The following is a 17,476-nucleotide window of genomic DNA, read 5'->3' as shown; positions in this document are numbered from 1 at the left end:
TTCACCGGAACCAATCGGGCCTTGCGCGTCTCTCATCGGTTCACCGTTCAAAACAACGAGGATTCAATCGATGAAACCCGCCCTTTCCGCCACGCTTTGCGCACTTACGTTCGGCGTCGCGATTGCCGCCCATGCCCAGACCGCGCCGCAATCCCCGACGCCCGGCGCGTCCGATCCGACCTTCTCCGCTTACTCGCTCGCGCAGCAATGCGCCGCCAAGTCCGACGACGCCGCTCAAGGGCAATGCGTGGGCGCGGTGCGCGGCATCGTGCGCGGCTATCAGTATGGCGTGCTGTTCCTGTCGCAGCGCGCATCGCTGCCCGTTGGCGAGACCAAGCGCGTGTCGCTCTGCCTGACGGACACGAAGGTGTCGTCGATCGTCGATGACTTCCTCGCCGACGCGAAGCAGGTCAACGAAGCGGATCTCCGGCGCACGCCTGCGGAAGTCGCCGTGCTCGGCTCGGTCCACGCGCATCACGCGTGTACATAATCCAACGCGGCATCACAGCATTTCGAGCGAGCGCTTCGACTTCGGCGGCTTGAACTGCTGATCGATATCCGCGAGTTCGTCGGCGGACAAGTGCAGATCGAGCGCCGCGCGATTCTCGCGCACGTGCGCGACGTCCGCCGCTTTCGGAATGGCGAAGACCTGCGGCTGTTGCAGCACCCACGCGAGCGCGACCTGAAACGCAGACACGCCACGCGCCGCCGCGATTTTTTCGAGCGCGCCGCCGCGCGGCAGGCGTGCATGATCGACGGGGCTATACGCCATCGCGGGCATGCGGCGCTCGCGCAGCCACGGCAGCAAATCGAACTCCGATCCACGCCGCGCGACGTTGTAGAGAATCTGATCGGTCGCGCAGGCGTCGCCGCCGTCGAGTGAGAAGAGTTCTTCCATGTCGTCGGTATCGAAGTTCGACACGCCCCAGTGGCGAATCTTCCCGTCGCGCTGCAATCGTTCGAAACCCGCGACCACGCCTTCGAGATTTTCGCCGCCGCGCCAGTGCAGCAGATAGAGATCGATGCGATCGGTCTTCAGACGCTTAAGGCTGCGCTCGCACGCAGCCTGCACGCCGCGCTCGCTGCCGTTGTGCGGATACACCTTGCTGACGATGAACAGTTCGTTGCGCCGGTCGCCGAGCGCTTCGGCGATGAGCTTTTCGCTCTCGCCGTCGCCGTACATCTCGGCGGTATCGATGAGCGTCATGCCGACATCGACGCCTTCGCGAAGCGCGGCGATCTCGCTCTTGCGCGCGTTCGGGCGCTCGCCCATTTCCCAGGTGCCCTGGCCGAGCTTCGGTATCACTTCACCCGATGGGAGCGTAACGGTCGTCGTGCTGGATTGCGCCATGAAGAAGCCTCCTTGTGTGTCGATCGATTATGGCGCAAGCCTCGGGAAGAAGAGCGCGACCGCGATGTCCTTGACAGCGGAAGGGACATACACGTCGCAGCGCTGGTAATTAGCACGACCCTGAAGGTGCCGCTGGCGTTACAGACTCAAATGGCGTCGTCCCTCACCATCCGTTTAATTGGCCAGTCGTGGGTCTCTGCAACCAAAGCAAAGCCGTCATCAGACGCATAGGATGCTTGTTATCGGATCACCGGTCGACAGAATCACGCCCCTTAATTTATAAAATCGAAAAAGAGCCGCTCTTTCATTAAAAAACCCTTTCGACGCGAAAGTTAGCTGATATATGAAATCACTTTATTCTCCAAGTTGATAGAACGAGCATCATTCGGAGCAAAACGCCGCATGAATCGTCATGAATTAAACAGTGCGAACATCCGACCCAGAACTGCAAGGAATGAGAAAACATTATCCAAACGCATGCGTTTCGGACGCCCTATTTCGAATAACGCCGATAAGCCTGCTTCCGAATTCATCGATTGAAATTCCTTTCCGATAATGCGGAGCCCATAAAGAACCTTTCGAAAGTGCAAGTACATATTGCAATATTCGTCAGGTCTCAATATTATCGACTTCACAGCATGTTCAAAAACCGGACACACGCGTGTCGAAGAACATCGTGTCCGGATCCTGTGGCACCACTGAGAGGGCACTAAAGATGAATCAGATCCACGCAATGCGCGTCTTCGTGCGGGTGGCGGATACGGAAAGCTTTCGCCGCGCCGCTCAACAACTCGACGTTTCCAATGCGCTCGTCACCCGGGCGATTGCAATGCTCGAAGCGCATTTGAGAACGCGTCTCATCAATCGCACTACTCGCAATCTTTCTCTTACTGAAGCCGGCACGCGTTATCTCGAAGGCTGCCGCGCGCTTCTGGAAGAACTCGACCATTTAGAGTCGACCGTCACGCATACCGAGGGCGAGCCCAGCGGCACGTTGCGCGTGGTCGCGTCCAGCGCGCTGTCGCTGCTCACGCTGACACCGCTCATCGACGGCTTCCGCAAGCTCTTTCCCAGAGTCAACGTGCGCCTCACGCTTGCCGAGCGTCATGTCGATCTCGTCGAGGACGGCTACGACGTCGGCATCGTCACGGCGTTCATGGTGTCGAGCACGGCGCTGATCGAGCGGCCAGTCGGCACGAGCACGCTCATTCCCATTGCCACGCCTGCGTTCGTCGCCGAGCACGGCATGCCCGCCGCGCCCACCGATCTGCAGACCTTGCCGTCCGTCGGACTCCCGAACGAAATGCGAAGTCAGACTTGGCACTTCCGGCATTGTCGCGGTTCCGCCGATCAGATCACGCTGGCGCCCGTCTACACCGTCAATAACGGTCTGATGGTGCGTCTCGCGACCCTGAAAGGCATGGGCTTCTCGATTCTGCCCGAGGGCATCGTGCATACGGATCTGAAGGACGGCACACTCGTGCGCCTGCTGGAGGACTACTCGATCGACGACCCGGACATGAAGGTGTCGATCGTCTATCCGGGACGGCAGTATCTGCCAGCCAAGACGCGCTACTTCATCGACTACGCGCTCGATTATTTAAGCAAGGAGTTCGCGACGAGCGGCAGCCGTCCCGACGAAGTGATGCGGCAACCCATGCCGCCGATGATGCCGTTGCAGACGACGATCCACGCGTCGGCAACCGCGAACTGAAAGCAGTGAAGTCATACGCCGGCTGAGCGCAGCCGGCTCTGGGGCCAGCACGGCGAGTCGACCGTCTGGCCCATCCATTCAGGCGCGAATCCGCAGACGCTCACGCCTTTCCAGCTTCAAATTTCCCCATACTCCGAGTTCGATGCATCCGGCGCCGCGCACATCTCGCGCAGGAGCGCCGCCTCGCGCTCGTGCACTTCGACCGGCATGCACAGCGCGCCCGCGTAAGCCAGATAGCGCGCGCGATGCTGCCCGTTGCGAAACGCGACGACACCTTCACGATGCACGCCCAAAAGTCCGAGCAAACCCGGCGAACGGCGCACGCTGATCGTCACGTAGGGCATTTCCGGCACGCGGGGATTGTCCGGGTCGAGGAATTCGCGGATGCCGCGCACCTTGCCCGCGTGCCAGTCATCGACGGCTTTGAGCACGTAGTCGGTGTCGTCGCGATCGGCGCACGCGAGCAGTTTTCTCACGTCGACGAGCACGACCTGATGGCGCGAGCCCACGCCGGCGAAGACGCGTTTCAGGCGCACGAAGTCATACAGCGGATGGCTCTGGAGCCTGACGATCCAGACCGCTTCTGCGGCGGTCGGCGCAACCATCGTGTCCATGTTCGTCACAAGAAGAAGACTGCGGCGCGCGCGCCCCGTGCGCGCGTGTTTCGCATACCAACGACTATCGGCAAAAGCCTGGCGGTCTTGAACGGCTGCCGCGACAGGACGCCAACCAGGACGCCGACGCCAGTTAAACTTTTACACCCTAGCTGCGATTCGTGAAAGCGCCATGACGGGCACGTGGCGTGCTTTTGTTGCCAGAATCGAACACACGACAGGGCCTGACGATATGTCAGTCACGCCGCTGTCACGCACGCTTCGTTCAAGGATCAGTGGATACCTCTTCCGATCTCATCGTCGCGCGGCCAGAAGGACTTTTCTGTGTGCCGGGCAACTTCCATATCGACCCGTGGCGGCCTGTCGAACGCGCCGTCATCACGCACGCGCACGCGGATCACGCGCGCTTCGGCCATGCGCGTTATCTCGCGGCCGAGCCGGGCGTCGGCGTGTTGCTGTCACGGCTGCCGGGCATCGACGTGCAAGGGCTCGCCTATGGCGAAGCCATCGTCGTGAACGGCGTGCGCGTGTCGCTGCATCCCGCCGGACACGTGCTCGGCTCGGCGCAGGTGCGCGTCGAATACCAGGGGCGCGTGTGGGTTGCGTCCGGCGACTACAAGGTCGAGCCCGATCCGACCTGCGCGCCCTTCGAGCCCGTGCGCTGCGACACGTTCATCACGGAATCGACCTTCGGCCTGCCGATCTACCGATGGGACAGCTCGCGCGAAGTCTTCGACGGCATCGACGCATGGTGGCGTCACAACGCGGCGCAAGGACGCGCGTCGGTGCTGTTCTCGTATTCGTTCGGCAAGGCGCAGCGCATTCTCGCGGGCGTCGATGCCGCCATCGGCCCGATCTTCTGCCACGGCGCGGTCGAGCCGCTCAATCGCGCGTACCGCGAAGCCGGCGTCGCGTTGCCGCCGACGCGCCTCGTCAGCGAGATCGCCGCGAAGGACAAGGCGGCGTTCAAAGGTGCGCTGATCGTGGCGCCGCCGTCCGCGCAAGGCAGCACGTGGATGCGCCGCTTCGGCGAATACAGCGACGCCTTCGCGTCCGGCTGGATGCGCCTGCGCGGCACGCGACGGCGCAAGGGCGTCGATCGCGGCTTCGTGCTCTCCGATCATGCGGACTGGCCGGGCCTGCAGCTCGCCATCGGCTCGACGGGCGCCGAGCGCGTGATCGTCACGCATGGGCAGATCGAGCCGATGGTGCGCTGGCTCTGCGAGCAAGGGCTCGACGCGGGCGCCTTCAAGACCGAATACGGCGACGATGCGATCGAAGCGGACAGCATCGTCGAGAACGCCGGGAGCGCGACATGAAGCGCTTCGCGACGCTCTACACCGCGCTCGACGCGACGACCTCGACCAACGAAAAGCTGGAAGCGCTCATCGCGTATTTCTCGGGCGCGGAACCGGAAGACGCCGCGTGGGCGTCGTACTTTCTCGCGGGCGGCAAGCCGCGCCAGTCGGTGCCGACGCGCATGCTCGTCGAGTTCGCACGCGACCGCGCGGGCTTGCCGGAGTGGCTCTTCGAAGAGTCGTATCAGGCGGTCGGCGATCTCGCCGAAACCATCGCGCACGTATTGCCGCCGGCGTCGGGCGAATCGTCGCTCGGGCTCGCGCAGTGGATCGAGGAGCGCGTGCTGACGCTGCGCGGCGCGGCGCCCGTCGAACTGCGCGAGCGGCTCCTGTCGTATTGGGACGAGTTGAACTGGAGCGAGCGCTTCCTGCTGACGAAGCTGATCGGCGGCGGCTTTCGCGTGGGTGTCGCGCGGCAGCTCGTCGTGCGCGCGCTCGCGCAAGTCGCGGGTGTCGATCACAAGCGCATCGCACAACGTATGGTCGGCTGGACCGATTCGCGGCACGCGCCGAGCGCCGCGCGTTATCTGCGGCTCATCGCGCCCGCGGCTGAAGGCGACGATGTCGATACGCCGCACGAAAGCGACATCGGCCTGCCCTATCCGTTCTTTCTCGCGCATCCGCTGCAGGCCGATCCGGCGACGCTCGGCGCGCCATCGGACTGGATCGCCGAATGGAAGTGGGACGGCATCCGCGCGCAGCTCGTGAAGCGCGCGGGCCGCGTATGGATCTGGTCGCGCGGCGAGGATCTCGTCACCGAGCGCTTTCCGGAACTCGCGGCGCTCGGCGCAGCGCTGCCCGACGGCACCGTGATCGACGGTGAGATTCTCGCGTGCGAGCCGGGCGCCGCTGCGCCGTTGCCGTTCGCGCGTTTGCAGCCGCGCATCACGCGCAAGTCGCTGACGAAGAAAGTGCTGGCCGATTCGCCCGCCGCGCTGCTCGCCTACGATCTGCTCGAAGCCGATGGCCGCGACCTGCGCATGGAGCCCTTGCATCTGCGGCGCACTCGGCTGGACGCGCTCGCATCGTCGCTCGCGGTGGACGTGCTGCGCGTATCGCCGATGGTCGTCGCACCGGACTGGGGCGCGCTCGCCGCGTTGCGCGAAAAAAGCCGCGCGCGCGGCGTCGAAGGTCTGATGCTGAAGGAGCGCGCGTCGATGTACGGCGTCGGGCGCACGAAGGCATCGGGCACGTGGTGGAAGTGGAAGATCGATCCGTATGCGATCGACGCCGTGCTGCTCTACGCGCAACGCGGCCATGGACGCCGCGCGAGCCTCTACACGGATTTCACCTTCGCCGTGTGGGACGAAGCCGACGGTACGCGCACGCTCGTACCCTTCGCGAAGGCGTACTCCGGCCTAACCGACGAGGAAATGCGCCAGGTCGATGCCATCGTGCGCAAGACGACCATCGAAAAGTTCGGGCCCGTGAGGAGCGTCACGCCGACGCTCGTCTTCGAGATCGGCTTCGAAGGCATCCAGGCGAGCCCGCGTCACAAATCGGGCATCGCGGTGCGCTTTCCGCGCATGCTGCGCTGGCGCACGGACAAAAAGATCGAAGACGCGGATACGCTCGACATGCTCAAAGGCTTCCTGAACGAGGTCACGGCATGAACGACGCGCCCGAGTCCGCGGACAAGGAGCGACGCCGGGCGCCGCGCCCTCGCCGCGTGCCGCGCACGAGCGCCGCGCAGGCGAAACTCGATGCCGCCGCCGAGCTTTTCACGCCCGCACCGTTCGCCTACGACGCGACCGAAGCCGCGAGGCCGATCGATGAACGCATCGCGCGCTGGTTCGATGAGCGCGGCTGGCAGCCGTTCGAATTCCAGCGCGAGGCGTGGCGCGAGATCGGGCGCGGCGCAAGCGGCCTCTTGCACGCGACGACCGGCGCGGGCAAAACATGGGCCGTGTGGCTCGGCGCGCTCGCCGCCTTCGCAGGCAAGGCGCCGAAACCGAACGCGCTGCCCGCGCCGCTGACGGTCCTCTGGATCACGCCGATGCGCGCGCTCGCCGCCGATACCGCCCGCGCGTTGCAGGCCGCGGTCACGGCGCTCGACGTGCCGTGGTCGGTCGGCTTGCGCACCGGCGACACGACCTCGACCGAGCGCGCGCGTCAGAGCCGCCGCATGCCGTCCGCGCTCGTGACGACGCCCGAAAGCCTCACGCTGATGCTGACGCGCGCCAACGCGCAGGAAGAACTGAAGCATCTGCGCATGATCGTCGTCGATGAATGGCACGAGCTGCTCGGCAACAAGCGCGGCACGCAGACGCAACTCGCCATCGCCCGGCTTGCGCGCTGGCGGCCCGATCTGCAAATCTGGGGACTTTCGGCGACGCTCGGCAATCTCGCGCTCGCGCACGACGCGCTGCTGCATCCCGTGAAAACGCCGCGCGTCGTCGTGCGCGGCGCGCAGCCGAAGACACTCGTCGTCGATACGCTGATACCCGCGACCGTCGAGCGCTTTCCGTGGGGCGGGCATCTGGGCGTGCGGCAGGTCGGTCCCGTCGCCGATGAAATCGAGCATGCGCAAAGCTCGCTCGTCTTCACCAATACGCGCTCGCAATCGGAAATCTGGTATCGCGCGTTGCTGGAACTGCGCCCGGAATGGGCCGGGCTGCTCGCGCTGCATCACGGCTCGCTCGACAAGGAAGTACGCGACTGGGTCGAACTCGGCCTGAAGAACGGGCAACTGAAGGCGGTCGTGTGCACATCGAGTCTCGATCTCGGCGTCGATTTCCTGCCGGTGGATCGCGTATTTCAGATCGGCTCGCCGAAGGGCGTCGCGCGCCTCATGCAGCGCGCGGGCCGCTCGGGGCACGCGCCGGGCCGCGTATCGCGCGTGACGATCGTGCCGACGCACGCGCTCGAACTCGTCGAAGCGGCGGCGGCGCGCTGGGCGATCGAAGAGCGGCGCATCGAAGGGCGCGACATGCCGCTGAAGCCGCTCGACGTGCTCGTGCAGCATCTCGTGACGGTGGCGATCGGCGGCGGATTCACGCCCGCCGATATGCTCGATGAAGTGCGCACCGCCTATGCGTATCGCGATCTGACGCAACAGGCGTTCGACTGGGCGCTCGCGTTCGTCGAGCGCGGCGGCGCGTCGCTCGCGGCGTATCCGGATTTTCATCGCGTCGTGAAAGGCGATGACGGCGTGTATCGCGTGCCGCGCGAAGATCTCGTGCGCAGGCATCGCAACAATGTCGGGACGATCGTCGCGAACGCGACCATCAGTGTCGCTTACATGACGGGCGGGAGAATCGGCGCGATGGAGGAGTCGTTCATCTCGCGTCTGAAGCCCGGCGATGTCTTCACGTTCGGCGGACGCGCGCTGGAACTCATCCGCGTGCGCGACATGACCGCCTACGTGAAGCGCGCGACCTCATCGCGCGGGGCGATGCCGCAATGGGCCGGCAGCAAGATGCCGCTGTCGTCCGAACTCGCGGACGCCGCGCTCGTGATGCTCGCGCGCGCGAACGACGGCATCTACGACGAGCCCGAAATGCGCGCGATCAGGCCGCTGCTCGACTTGCAGGCGAAATGGTCGGCGCTGCCGGGGCCGGGCGTGCTCGTCGTGGAACTGGTGCGCTCGCGCGAAGGGCATCATTTCTTCTGCTATCCGTTTGCAGGACGCATGGCGCATATCGGGCTGGGTTCGCTGATCGGCTGGCGTGCCGCACGCGATCAGCCGGGGACGTTCTCGATATCGATGAACGATTACGGCTTCGAATTGCTGTCGGCGCGGCCGTTCGATTGGGAGACGCTGATCGCCGAAGGGCTTTTCTCGCCGGACGATCTGGAGCACGACATTCTCGCGAGCCTCAATGCGTCGGAACTTTCGGCGCGGCGGTTTCGGGAGATCGCGCGCGTGTCGGGGCTGATTTATCAGGGCCATCCGGGGCAGCAGAAAAGCGCACGGCAGTTGCAGGCGTCGAGTGGATTGTTCTTCGAAGTTTTCCGGAAGCACGACAGCGGCAATCTTCTGCTCGCGCAGGCCGATCAGGAAGTGATGCTGCAAGAGTTGGAATTAGGCCGCATCCGCGCGGCGCTGGAACGCATGAACGACAGCCGCCTGGCGCTGACGCGCCCGAAGAAGCCGACGCCTTTCGCGTTTCCGCTGATCGTCGCGCGCTTGCGGGAGAAAGTGAGTACGGAAAAGTTGTCGGACCGGGTCGAGAGAATGCTGGCGGATTTGGAGAAGGCGGCGAAAAACTAAGCGGACCGAAAAACAGAACCCGTCGGCCGCGAAGCGGGGCCGGAGCTTGCGGGCGCTGTGCCAGCGCGATCAAACGTGCGGCTTGGCGGACCGTGCGCGATCCAAGCCCGGCAAGTTTTGTGGGGGCACTCGCGACTCCGGGGGCCATTCAGCCAATCGCCTGTGCCGCGGCCGGCGTGAAGTGCTTAGGCTGGGGAGAGCTGCTTTCTTTGGTGACTTTCTTTGCGTCGACCAGAGTTGGCGCTTTAGCGCTTACTCTGGTCCCGAGCAAAGAAAGTTACCCCTCCGCCGGGGAGGCGGCTACTGAACGAAAAGGCGAGACAACAGCAGCAGCAAAAATGAACCCACCACCAACAGAGTCCCTGACGATCGACATAGCCGGCCACGCACTCGTGCTCTCGGCAAATCGCGCCGCCTTCGATCCGCAATCGAAAAGCCTCTTCATCGCCGATGCACATTTCGGCAAGGACGCCGTATTCCGTGCACGCGGCATCCCGGTGCCCGTCGGCACGACACCGGAAAGCCTCGCGCGGCTCGATGCGCTCGTCGCCGCGCATCGTCCGGAGCAAATCGTCTTCCTCGGCGACCTGCTCCACGCACGCGAATCCCACGCCGACGAAACCCTCGACGCCCTCGCCGTCTGGCGCGCGAAGCATCGCGAATTGCGGCTCGCGCTCGTCGAAGGCAATCACGACAAGCACGCGGGCGCACTGCCCGCCCTCTTCGGCGTCGATGTCGTGAAGGAGCCGCATGGGCTCGGGCCGTGGGCGCTTTGCCATCATCCGCAGACGGTCGATGGCGCGTATGCGCTCGCCGGTCACGAGCATCCGGTGTATCGGCTCGCGACGCGCGTCGACAGCGCGCGTCTGCCGTGCTTTCGCTTCGGAAGGCGCGCGGGCGTGCTGCCCGCGTTCGGCGCGTTCACGGGCGGCTTCGAAGTCAATACCGATGCGCGCGGCGAAGCGGTCTACGTGATCGCCGGCGAACGCGTGTTTCCGCTCAGTGATAGATCGTCGTCGACGATTGCAGCTTCGTGAGCTTGCCGCGCTGATAGCCGTACCAGCCGAGATTCGACTGCATCACCACTTCCTCTCCCTGCCAGAAGACGCGCTTGACCGTCATGCGCTGACCCATGCGCTGCACGAGCGGCGGGTTGCGGCGGAAGTCGTAGAGCAGCGGGCCGGTATCGGATTGCACCAGCATGCGCGTAACGGTATCGGCCGTGGCCGACGTTTCGTCGAAATGCGCAATGCGCTTGGCGTCGAAGCGATCGAACACTTGGGTGTCGATGAGCGCCGCCATGCCGGATTCGTCGCGCAGGAAATGCAGCGTGCCCGCCTTCGTAGCGATGGGGCCGGCCTCACTGCTTTGAGCGCGGATCTGCGGGGCCAGCGACATCGCGCAGGCAAAAACGGCCGTCAGGCAAAGTTGTTTCAGAGACATCGTTCTCATAGGTTTGCTGCGTTTTTCCAACACTCACCGGCATTTCAGTTGCGGAAGGTTTGAGCGTCGGCGCGTGTGTTACCGGAAACATCAGACGCATCCCGGACGCGCGCGGGCAACAGTCCTGCGCGGCCGCGTCATCCGCAAGAATATCCGTTCTGTGCGAGCCGGCGCGCGGCTGTCGCGAATCAGGGTTTATACCAGCATCAAAATTGACGTTTCGGTAGAATTCGAGCCTTCCTTGCGCTCGCGCGCCACTTTCCTTCGTCCCCGCCATGCCTCTGCCTCTCTTCGCTCTCGCCGTTGCCGCGTTCGGCATCGGCACGACCGAATTCGTCATCATGGGCCTGTTGCCCAACGTCGCGCGCGACCTCGCGGTGTCGATTCCGGCGGCGGGCATGCTCGTCTCCGGCTATGCGCTCGGCGTCACGGTCGGCGCGCCGATTCTCGCCGTCGTCACCGCGAAGATGCCGCGCAAGAAAGCGCTGATGAGTCTGATCGGCGTGTTCATCGTCGGCAATCTGCTGTGCGCGCTCGCGCCGAACTACTGGGTGCTGATGGGCGCGCGCATCGTCACTGCGTTCTGTCACGGCGCGTTCTTCGGCATCGGCTCGGTGGTCGCGGCGGATCTCGTCGCGCCGAACCGCCGCGCGCAGGCCATCGCGCTGATGTTCACCGGCCTCACGCTCGCCAACGTGCTCGGCGTGCCGCTCGGCACCGCGCTCGGCCAGGCTGCCGGCTGGCGCTCGACGTTCTGGGTCGTCACGCTGATCGGCGTCGCCGCGGCGGGCGCGCTCGCCGTGTGCCTGCCGAAGCACATCGAGATGCGCGAAACCAGCATCCTGCGCGAATTCGACGTGCTCAAGAATCCGCAAGTGCTGATGGTGCTCGGCATCAGCGTGCTCGCATCGGCCAGTCTGTTCTCGGTGTTCACGTACATCACGCCCATTCTCGAAGACGTCACCGGCTTTACGCCGCGCGCGGTCACCTACGTGCTGCTGCTCTTCGGTCTCGGCTTGACGGTCGGCAGCACGCTCGGCGGCAAGCTCGCGGACTGGAAGCTGCTGCGCTCGCTGCTGTCGTTTCTGCTGGCGATCGTCGCGATCCTGACGATTTTCGCGGGCACGATGCACGAGCCGATCGCCGCGATGATCACGATTTTCTTCTGGGGCGTGCTCGCGTTCGCGATCGTGCCGCCGCTGCAAATGCTGATCGTGAACCGCGCGAGCGATGCGCCGAATCTCGCGTCGACGTTGAATCAGGGCGCGTTCAACCTCGGCAACGCGACGGGCGCGTGGCTCGGCGGCTGCGTGATCAGCGCGGGCGCGCCGCTCACGTCGCTGCCGTGGGTCGGCATTCTGATGGCGGCGAGCGCGTTCGGCCTCACGCTGCTCTCGGCGACGCTCGACAAGCGCGCGCGGCGTCTCGCGATCGGGCAAACTGCCTGATTTCGTCGATGCGGCAGGCTGGATGAAGGGCATTCTTTCGCGTGACTTTCTCGCGCTGATCCTGAGCGTGGCGGTGGTCGGGCTGGGTCTCGGCGCGACACTGCCGCTCACCGCGCTCGCGCTGACGCAGGCGGGCCACGGCACCGACATCGTCGGCCTGATGACGGCGATGCAGGCGGGCGGCGGCCTCGCGATCGCGCCGTTCGCGAGCCGCGTGGCTCATCGATTGGGCGCGCGCGAGACGATCGTCGGCACGGTGATCGTCGCGGCGCTGTCCACCATCGCGATGCAGTTCACCGCGAATCTGTGGCTGTGGGCCGTGCTGCGCTTTCTGTGCGGCGGGGCGCTGATGCTGCTCTTCACCATCGGCGAGGCGTGGGTCACGCAGCTCGCCGACGATTCGACGCGCGGCCGCGTCGTCGCCCTCTACGCGACCAACTTCACGCTGTTCCAGATGACGGGTCCGGTGCTCATCACCGTGATCGGCGGATTGCCGGCGATGCGCTTCGCGATCTGCGGCGCGATCTTTCTGCTGGCGCTGCCCGCGCTCGCCTCGATACGCGGCACGCCGCACGCGCTGGCGGCCGAAGAAGGCGAACACGGCGACTGGCGCAGCGTGCTGCCGCGCATGCCGGCGCTCGTGATCGGCACGGGCTTTTTCGCGCTTTTCGACACGCTCGCCCTTTCGCTGATGCCGCTCTTCGCGATGTCGCACGGCATCGGCGAGGAAGTCGGCGTGCTGTTCGCATCGGCGATCCTGCTCGGCGACACGACGATGCAGTTCCCGATCGGGTGGCTCGCCGACCGCATCGGGCGCGCGAAGGTGCATGCGGGCGCGGGCGTCGTCGTGGTGCTGCTGTTGCCGCTTCTGCCGTGGGCAGTCGCGCATCCATGGATGTGCTGGCCGCTGCTCTTCGTGCTCGGCGCGGCGGCGGGCAGCGTCTACACGCTGTCGCTCGTCGCGTGCGGCGAACGCTTTCGCGGTCCGACGCTCGTTTCCGCGACGGCGATCGTCGGCGCGTCGTGGAGCGTCGCGAGCTTCGGCGGGCCGATCGTCGCGGGCACGCTGATGCAGCGCATCGGTCCCGATGCGCTTATCAGCGTGCTGACGGCGGCGGCGGTGGCGTTTCTCGTGGCGGCGTGGTGGGAACGGCGCCGCGCAACGTGAAACTCACCCGCGCGCCGGCAAAATCTCCCCCGCGCATTCCCCAAACCCGACGCGATACCCCTCTCCCTGACACCATCCGCGCAAGGTGATTTCATCGCCGTCCAGCAGGAACGCGCGTTCGCCGCCTTCTTCCAGCTCGATCGGCCGCTGTCCGTTCCACGTGCTTTCGAGCAAGCTGCCGCACGAATCCGGCGTCGGTCCGCTGATCGTGCCCGAGCCCATCAGATCGCCGACGCGCGTGTTGCAGCCGCCGACCGTGTGATGCGCGAGTTGTTGCGCCATCGACCAGTACATCAGCCGGAAGTTGGTGCGCGAGATCGTCGTCGCCCGTTGCGCGCCTTCCGGACGCAGCGTGACTTCCAGTTCGATATCGAACGCGTGATCGCCTTCATGACGCAGATACGCGAGCGGCTGCGGCTCCTGCGCGGGCGTCGCGGTGCGGAACGGCTCGAGCGCATCGAGCGTGATGATCCACGGCGAAATGGTCGTCGCGAAACCCTTCGAATTGAACGGTCCGAGCGGCACATATTCCCATTGCTGGATATCACGCGCGCTCCAGTCGTTGAGCAGCACCATGCCGAATATATGCGCCTCGGCGTCTTCACACGGAATCGGCTCGCCGAGCGCATTGCCCTTCCCGACGATGAAGCCCGTCTCCAGTTCGATGTCCAGCTTGCGGCACGCGCTGAACACCGGCCGCTCGTCGTTCGGCAGCTTGATCTGGCCGTTCGGGCGCCGCACCTTCGTGCCGCTCACCACGACCGACGACGCCCGTCCGTTATAGCCGACGGGCAACTCCGACCAGTTCGGCAGCAGCGCGTTCTTCGGATCGCGGAACATCGAGCCCACGTTCGTCGCGTGCTCTCTCGACGAATAGAAATCCGTGTAGCCGGGAATCTCGACGGGCAGATGCATCGTCGCATCCTTGCGCGGCACGAGCGCGCGGCGGCGCAGGTCGGCGTCGTCGCGCAGCGTCGCGTTGCCTTGCGCGAGCAACGCAGAAAGCGCGATGCGCACATCGCGCCATGTTTGCTGGCCGAGCGCGATGAAATCGTTCAGGCGCGTCGCGTTGAACGTGCCGTGTCCGTCGATGAGACGGGCGTCTTCGAGCACGGAAAGATCGACGATCCAGTCACCGATCGCGACGCCCGCGCGCGGTTGCGCGTTGATCGCGTCGCTGAAAATGCCGAACGGCAGGTTCTGAATCGGGAAGTCGCTCGCGGGATCGTTCGCGGATTCGATCCAGCTTTTCAGTGCGGCGACAAGCGTGGCTTTGAGCGCGTCGTTCATCGTTGCTCCGGGTTGAAGTGTTTCGTGAGGCCTTGCCAGCACTCGTAGTAATTGGCCTGCAATTGCGCGGTTTCGAGCGCGAACTGCGTCGGCTTAATGAGCGTGCGCGTTTCGAACATGAAGGCCATCGTGGCGTCGACTTTCGCGGGCTTCGATGTATCGCTCTTCGATGCCTTTTCGAACGTCTCCGCGTCCGGCCCGTGACCCGACATGCAGTTGTGCAGACTCGCGCCGCCTGGCACGAAGCCTTCGGCCTTGGCGTCGTACACGCCGTGCACGAGGCCCATGAACTCGCTCGCGACATTGCGATGGAACCACGGCGGACGGAACGTATCCTCGGCGGCGAGCCAGCGCGGCGGGAAGATCACGAAGTCGATGGTATCGACGCCCGGCGTGTCGCTCGGCGATTGCAGCACGAGAAAGATCGACGGATCGGGATGGTCGTAGCTGATCGAGCCGATGGTGTTGAAGTGGCGCAGATCGTACTTGTACGGCGCGTAGTTGCCGTGCCACGCGACGACATCGAGCGGCGAATGGCCGATATCCGCGCACCAGAGCACGCCGTTCATCTTCGTGACGAGCTCGAATTTGCCTTCGCGGTCTTCGTACGCGGCATTCGGCGTGAGGAAATCGCGCGGATTCGCGAGCCCGTTCGAACCGATCGGCCCGAGATCCGGCAGTTGCAACAGTGCGCCAAAGTTTTCGCAGACATAACCGCGCGCTTCGCCATCGGGCAAGGCGACGGCGAAACGCACGCCGCGCGGAATCACGGCGATTTCGTACGGTTCGATATCGAGCTTGCCCAGTTCCGTGAAGATCGCGAGCCGGCCCTGCTGCGGGACGATCAGCAATTCGCCGTCGGCGTTGTAGAAGAAGCGGTCCTGCATCGACCGGTTGGCGGCGTACAGATGAATCGCGCAGCCGGTCATCGATTCGGCGGCGCCGTTGCCGGCCATCGTCACCCAGCCGTCGATGAAATCGGTCGGCGCGTCGGGCATCGGCAGCGGGTCCCAGCGCAGCTGATTCGGCGGCGTCGGCGGAACCTCGGCGAAGTTCGCGACGAGTTTGCCGCGCCCGATCTGCGTGAACGGCTTGTGAACGGCAGCCGGCCGGATGCGATAGAGCCACGAGCGCCGGTTATGCGCGCGCGGCGCAGTGAACGCCGAGCCCGACAACTGCTCGGCATAGAGACCGTAGGCCGCGCGCTGCGGCGAGTTGCGGCCGATCGGCAGCGCGCCCGGCAACGCCTCGGTGGCGAAGTCGTTGGCGAAGCCGGATTGATAGTGCTGGTTCGCGTCCGTGTGCGTCTCGAACGTTGGCATGGTCGAAATCCTCGACGAAAAGAACGACTGGTCTGGCGACGACGGCCGCATTGCGCTGCTCGCCGCTGCGTTTTACGCATGGTAAAACGAATTACGATTAGTGAAATTCCTCGTAAACCCTTGATCGACGCATTCTCTCGGGCATATCAATATGTGAATTTGGTGCTGGACGCGGTCTTGCGCGCTGATACCATCGACCAATTCCAATGACAATCGCCCGGTACGGCACGCCTTGCGAACCCGAACGCCCCATTCATGATTGCGCCTTCCTTGCCTGAACTCGTCGCCCGCGCCTCGAAGCATCCGTTTCTCGGCGCGCATGTCGTGCTTGGAGAAAACGAGCATGCGGGGCAGGCCATCGCGCATTACCACGATCTGTGCATATCGAGCGCCTACGAGCCGATCTTCGATGTCGGCACGCACAGCTTTCCGCAGACCTTGAGCGCGTCGCCGGAGAGTGCGGAGCGTTTCGGCGATGAACTCGGCATGCAGGCATTGACGCTCATTCAGGGCGACGCGCCGCACGATCCTTTCGGGCAACTCGAAGATGATCGGGAACTCGTGGCGTTGGACCGGTTATCGCGGGCGCTGCATGCGTTCAATTTCTTCGGGCCGCATCGGCCGGGGCTGTTGTTCTTGCGCGTGCACGAGCGGCTTCTGAAGAGCGTGAAGTACGATCACGGGCTGCATTTCTCTTCCGTGCTGATGGAGTTCGGCTTGAGCCCGTCGCGCGTGGTGATCGAATTGCCCGCGGTGGCGGTCGCGCACAAGACGTTTGTCGGCTATCTCACCAAGAGCTATCAGCGCTACGGATTCAAGGTTGCGGGGAATCTGCCGAATGCCGGGCAGATCATGGCTGTGTCGGATATGGCGCGGCTCGATTTCATCAAGATGGATGCGGGCGCGGCTTTACGTGATTCTGTTGTGAAGCATCTCGTGGCTTATGCGCATAGGCTGAAGATTCCGCTCATTTTTTCGAATGTTACCGATGAGGCGATGTTCAACGCGCTTCAGCAGTTCGATGTGCATTTCGTGCAAGGGCCGGTGTTTGATGCGCATCCGATTCTTAATGCGCGATAGGGTTTTGGGTCTTTGTTTGTTTGTTGCCGGATCCCGTTTTGCTTTTGGTTTATTAGCTTCGCCCCTATGCGGGGCAGCAGTCACTTTCTTTACTGCTGTGTATAGACCGGGGACATGGTTGACACTTTCGTCGGGGACATAGCTGACACATTCATCTTGGCGCATCGGGCTGGTTTGGGTCAAACGTCATGAGTCGATGATGAGCGAAGTAGAAGTCGTAGGCATCGGCAACTTTGCTGCTGGGTCGCGCGGCGATGTCCAGTCTGTGCAGTGCGCTGGATACGCGCAAATGGTGACCTCGAAACGTTACTTTGCCGTTCCAGCCCACGCGCAGCACTTCGTCGCACGCGCCGTACTCCAGCGGCGGCAGCGTCGCGGGCATGGCGCGCGGGCTCGCGCTGTAGCGCGTGGCCGGGGTGGCCATGCCGATGCCTGCATGCGGGCGTTCGAAGTTGTAGATATCGCGCCAGCGATC

The 17,476-nt window shown here is 64.3% G+C and carries 15 protein-coding genes and 1 pseudogene; 9 read left to right on the top strand and 7 right to left on the bottom strand.

Translation table 11 applies throughout. From position 1 onward, the window contains the following. Nucleotides 1-70 precede the first annotated feature (70 nt). Nucleotides 71-490: a hypothetical protein gene (locus tag AWB74_RS03035; RefSeq protein ID WP_061145322.1), complete on the top strand. Its 420-nt coding sequence runs from the start codon at nucleotides 71-73 to the stop codon at nucleotides 488-490. A gap of 12 nt (nucleotides 491-502) precedes the next feature. Here the strand turns inward: AWB74_RS03035 and AWB74_RS03030 are convergent, their stop codons facing one another. Continuing rightward, nucleotides 503-1,351, bottom strand: coding sequence for an aldo/keto reductase (locus AWB74_RS03030; protein WP_061145321.1), 849 nt, complete (start codon nucleotides 1,349-1,351; stop codon nucleotides 503-505). A gap of 715 nt (nucleotides 1,352-2,066) precedes the next feature. Between AWB74_RS03030 and AWB74_RS03025 the strand changes: the two genes are divergently transcribed. Beyond that, the gene (locus tag AWB74_RS03025) at nucleotides 2,067-3,065 is read left to right on the top strand and encodes a LysR family transcriptional regulator (protein WP_061145320.1); all 999 of its coding nucleotides are present in this window, start codon (nucleotides 2,067-2,069) and stop codon (nucleotides 3,063-3,065) included. A gap of 116 nt (nucleotides 3,066-3,181) precedes the next feature. Here AWB74_RS03025 and AWB74_RS03020 read toward each other — a convergent pair whose 3' ends face one another. Beyond that, complete coding sequence (locus AWB74_RS03020; protein WP_061145319.1) at nucleotides 3,182-3,679, bottom strand: plasmid fertility inhibition factor family protein; 498 nt, start codon at nucleotides 3,677-3,679, stop codon at nucleotides 3,182-3,184. A 275-nt stretch (nucleotides 3,680-3,954) separates the two neighbouring features. Here AWB74_RS03020 and AWB74_RS03015 point away from each other — a divergent pair, with 275 nt between their 5' ends. From AWB74_RS03015 to pdeM, 4 genes are all read left to right on the top strand, one after another. Beyond that, a complete protein-coding gene (locus AWB74_RS03015; protein ID WP_061145318.1) occupies nucleotides 3,955-4,998 on the top strand; it encodes a ligase-associated DNA damage response exonuclease in 1,044 nt (347 codons plus the stop codon). Continuing rightward, on the top strand, nucleotides 4,995-6,650 hold the full coding sequence (locus AWB74_RS03010; protein WP_061145317.1) for an ATP-dependent DNA ligase: 1,656 nt from the start codon (nucleotides 4,995-4,997) through the stop codon (nucleotides 6,648-6,650). The genes AWB74_RS03015 and AWB74_RS03010 overlap by 4 nt, the downstream gene beginning before the upstream one ends. Further along, entirely contained in the window at nucleotides 6,647-9,250 is a 2,604-nt protein-coding gene (locus AWB74_RS03005) for a ligase-associated DNA damage response DEXH box helicase (RefSeq protein ID WP_061145316.1), read from the top strand. Before AWB74_RS03010 ends, AWB74_RS03005 begins: the two co-directional genes overlap by 4 nt. A 338-nt stretch (nucleotides 9,251-9,588) precedes the next feature. Then, entirely contained in the window at nucleotides 9,589-10,287 is a 699-nt protein-coding gene (gene pdeM / locus AWB74_RS03000; protein ID WP_061145315.1) for a ligase-associated DNA damage response endonuclease PdeM, read from the top strand. Here pdeM and AWB74_RS02995 read toward each other — a convergent pair. After that, on the bottom strand, nucleotides 10,250-10,648 hold the full coding sequence (locus AWB74_RS02995; RefSeq protein WP_235024467.1) for a hypothetical protein: 399 nt from the start codon (nucleotides 10,646-10,648) through the stop codon (nucleotides 10,250-10,252). The genes pdeM and AWB74_RS02995 overlap by 38 nt on opposite strands. Continuing rightward, nucleotides 10,611-10,970: a hypothetical protein gene (locus AWB74_RS46820; RefSeq protein WP_200821924.1), complete on the bottom strand. Its 360-nt coding sequence runs from the start codon at nucleotides 10,968-10,970 to the stop codon at nucleotides 10,611-10,613. Before AWB74_RS46820 ends, AWB74_RS02995 begins: the two co-directional genes overlap by 38 nt. Here AWB74_RS46820 and AWB74_RS02990 point away from each other — a divergent pair. Beyond that, nucleotides 10,969-12,141: an MFS transporter gene (locus AWB74_RS02990; protein WP_061145314.1), complete on the top strand. Its 1,173-nt coding sequence runs from the start codon at nucleotides 10,969-10,971 to the stop codon at nucleotides 12,139-12,141. The two genes, AWB74_RS46820 and AWB74_RS02990, sit on opposite strands and share 2 nt — an antisense overlap. A gap of 22 nt (nucleotides 12,142-12,163) precedes the next feature. Further along, nucleotides 12,164-13,309, top strand: coding sequence for an MFS transporter (locus AWB74_RS02985; RefSeq protein WP_061145313.1), 1,146 nt, complete (start codon nucleotides 12,164-12,166; stop codon nucleotides 13,307-13,309). 3 nt (nucleotides 13,310-13,312) lie between these two features. Here the strand turns inward: AWB74_RS02985 and fahA are convergent, their stop codons facing one another. Continuing rightward, on the bottom strand, nucleotides 13,313-14,599 hold the full coding sequence (fahA, locus tag AWB74_RS02980) for a fumarylacetoacetase (RefSeq protein ID WP_061145312.1): 1,287 nt from the start codon (nucleotides 14,597-14,599) through the stop codon (nucleotides 13,313-13,315). Next, nucleotides 14,596-15,921, bottom strand: coding sequence for a homogentisate 1,2-dioxygenase (hmgA, locus tag AWB74_RS02975; RefSeq protein ID WP_061145311.1), 1,326 nt, complete (start codon nucleotides 15,919-15,921; stop codon nucleotides 14,596-14,598). The genes fahA and hmgA overlap by 4 nt, the downstream gene beginning before the upstream one ends. Before the next feature lie 255 nt (nucleotides 15,922-16,176). Here hmgA and AWB74_RS02970 point away from each other — a divergent pair, with 255 nt between their 5' ends. Then, complete coding sequence (locus tag AWB74_RS02970; RefSeq protein WP_061145310.1) at nucleotides 16,177-17,001, top strand: EAL domain-containing protein; 825 nt, start codon at nucleotides 16,177-16,179, stop codon at nucleotides 16,999-17,001. 151 nt (nucleotides 17,002-17,152) lie between these two features. Here the strand turns inward: AWB74_RS02970 and AWB74_RS46345 are convergent. Further along, nucleotides 17,153-17,476, bottom strand: a pseudogene (locus AWB74_RS46345) (IS481 family transposase); the annotation flags it as partial.

The sequence above is a fragment of the Caballeronia arvi genome, assembly GCF_001544695.2.
In the GTDB taxonomy this organism is placed as follows: domain Bacteria; phylum Pseudomonadota; class Gammaproteobacteria; order Burkholderiales; family Burkholderiaceae; genus Caballeronia; species Caballeronia arvi.
This window is presented reverse-complemented; position numbering and strand designations above follow the sequence as displayed.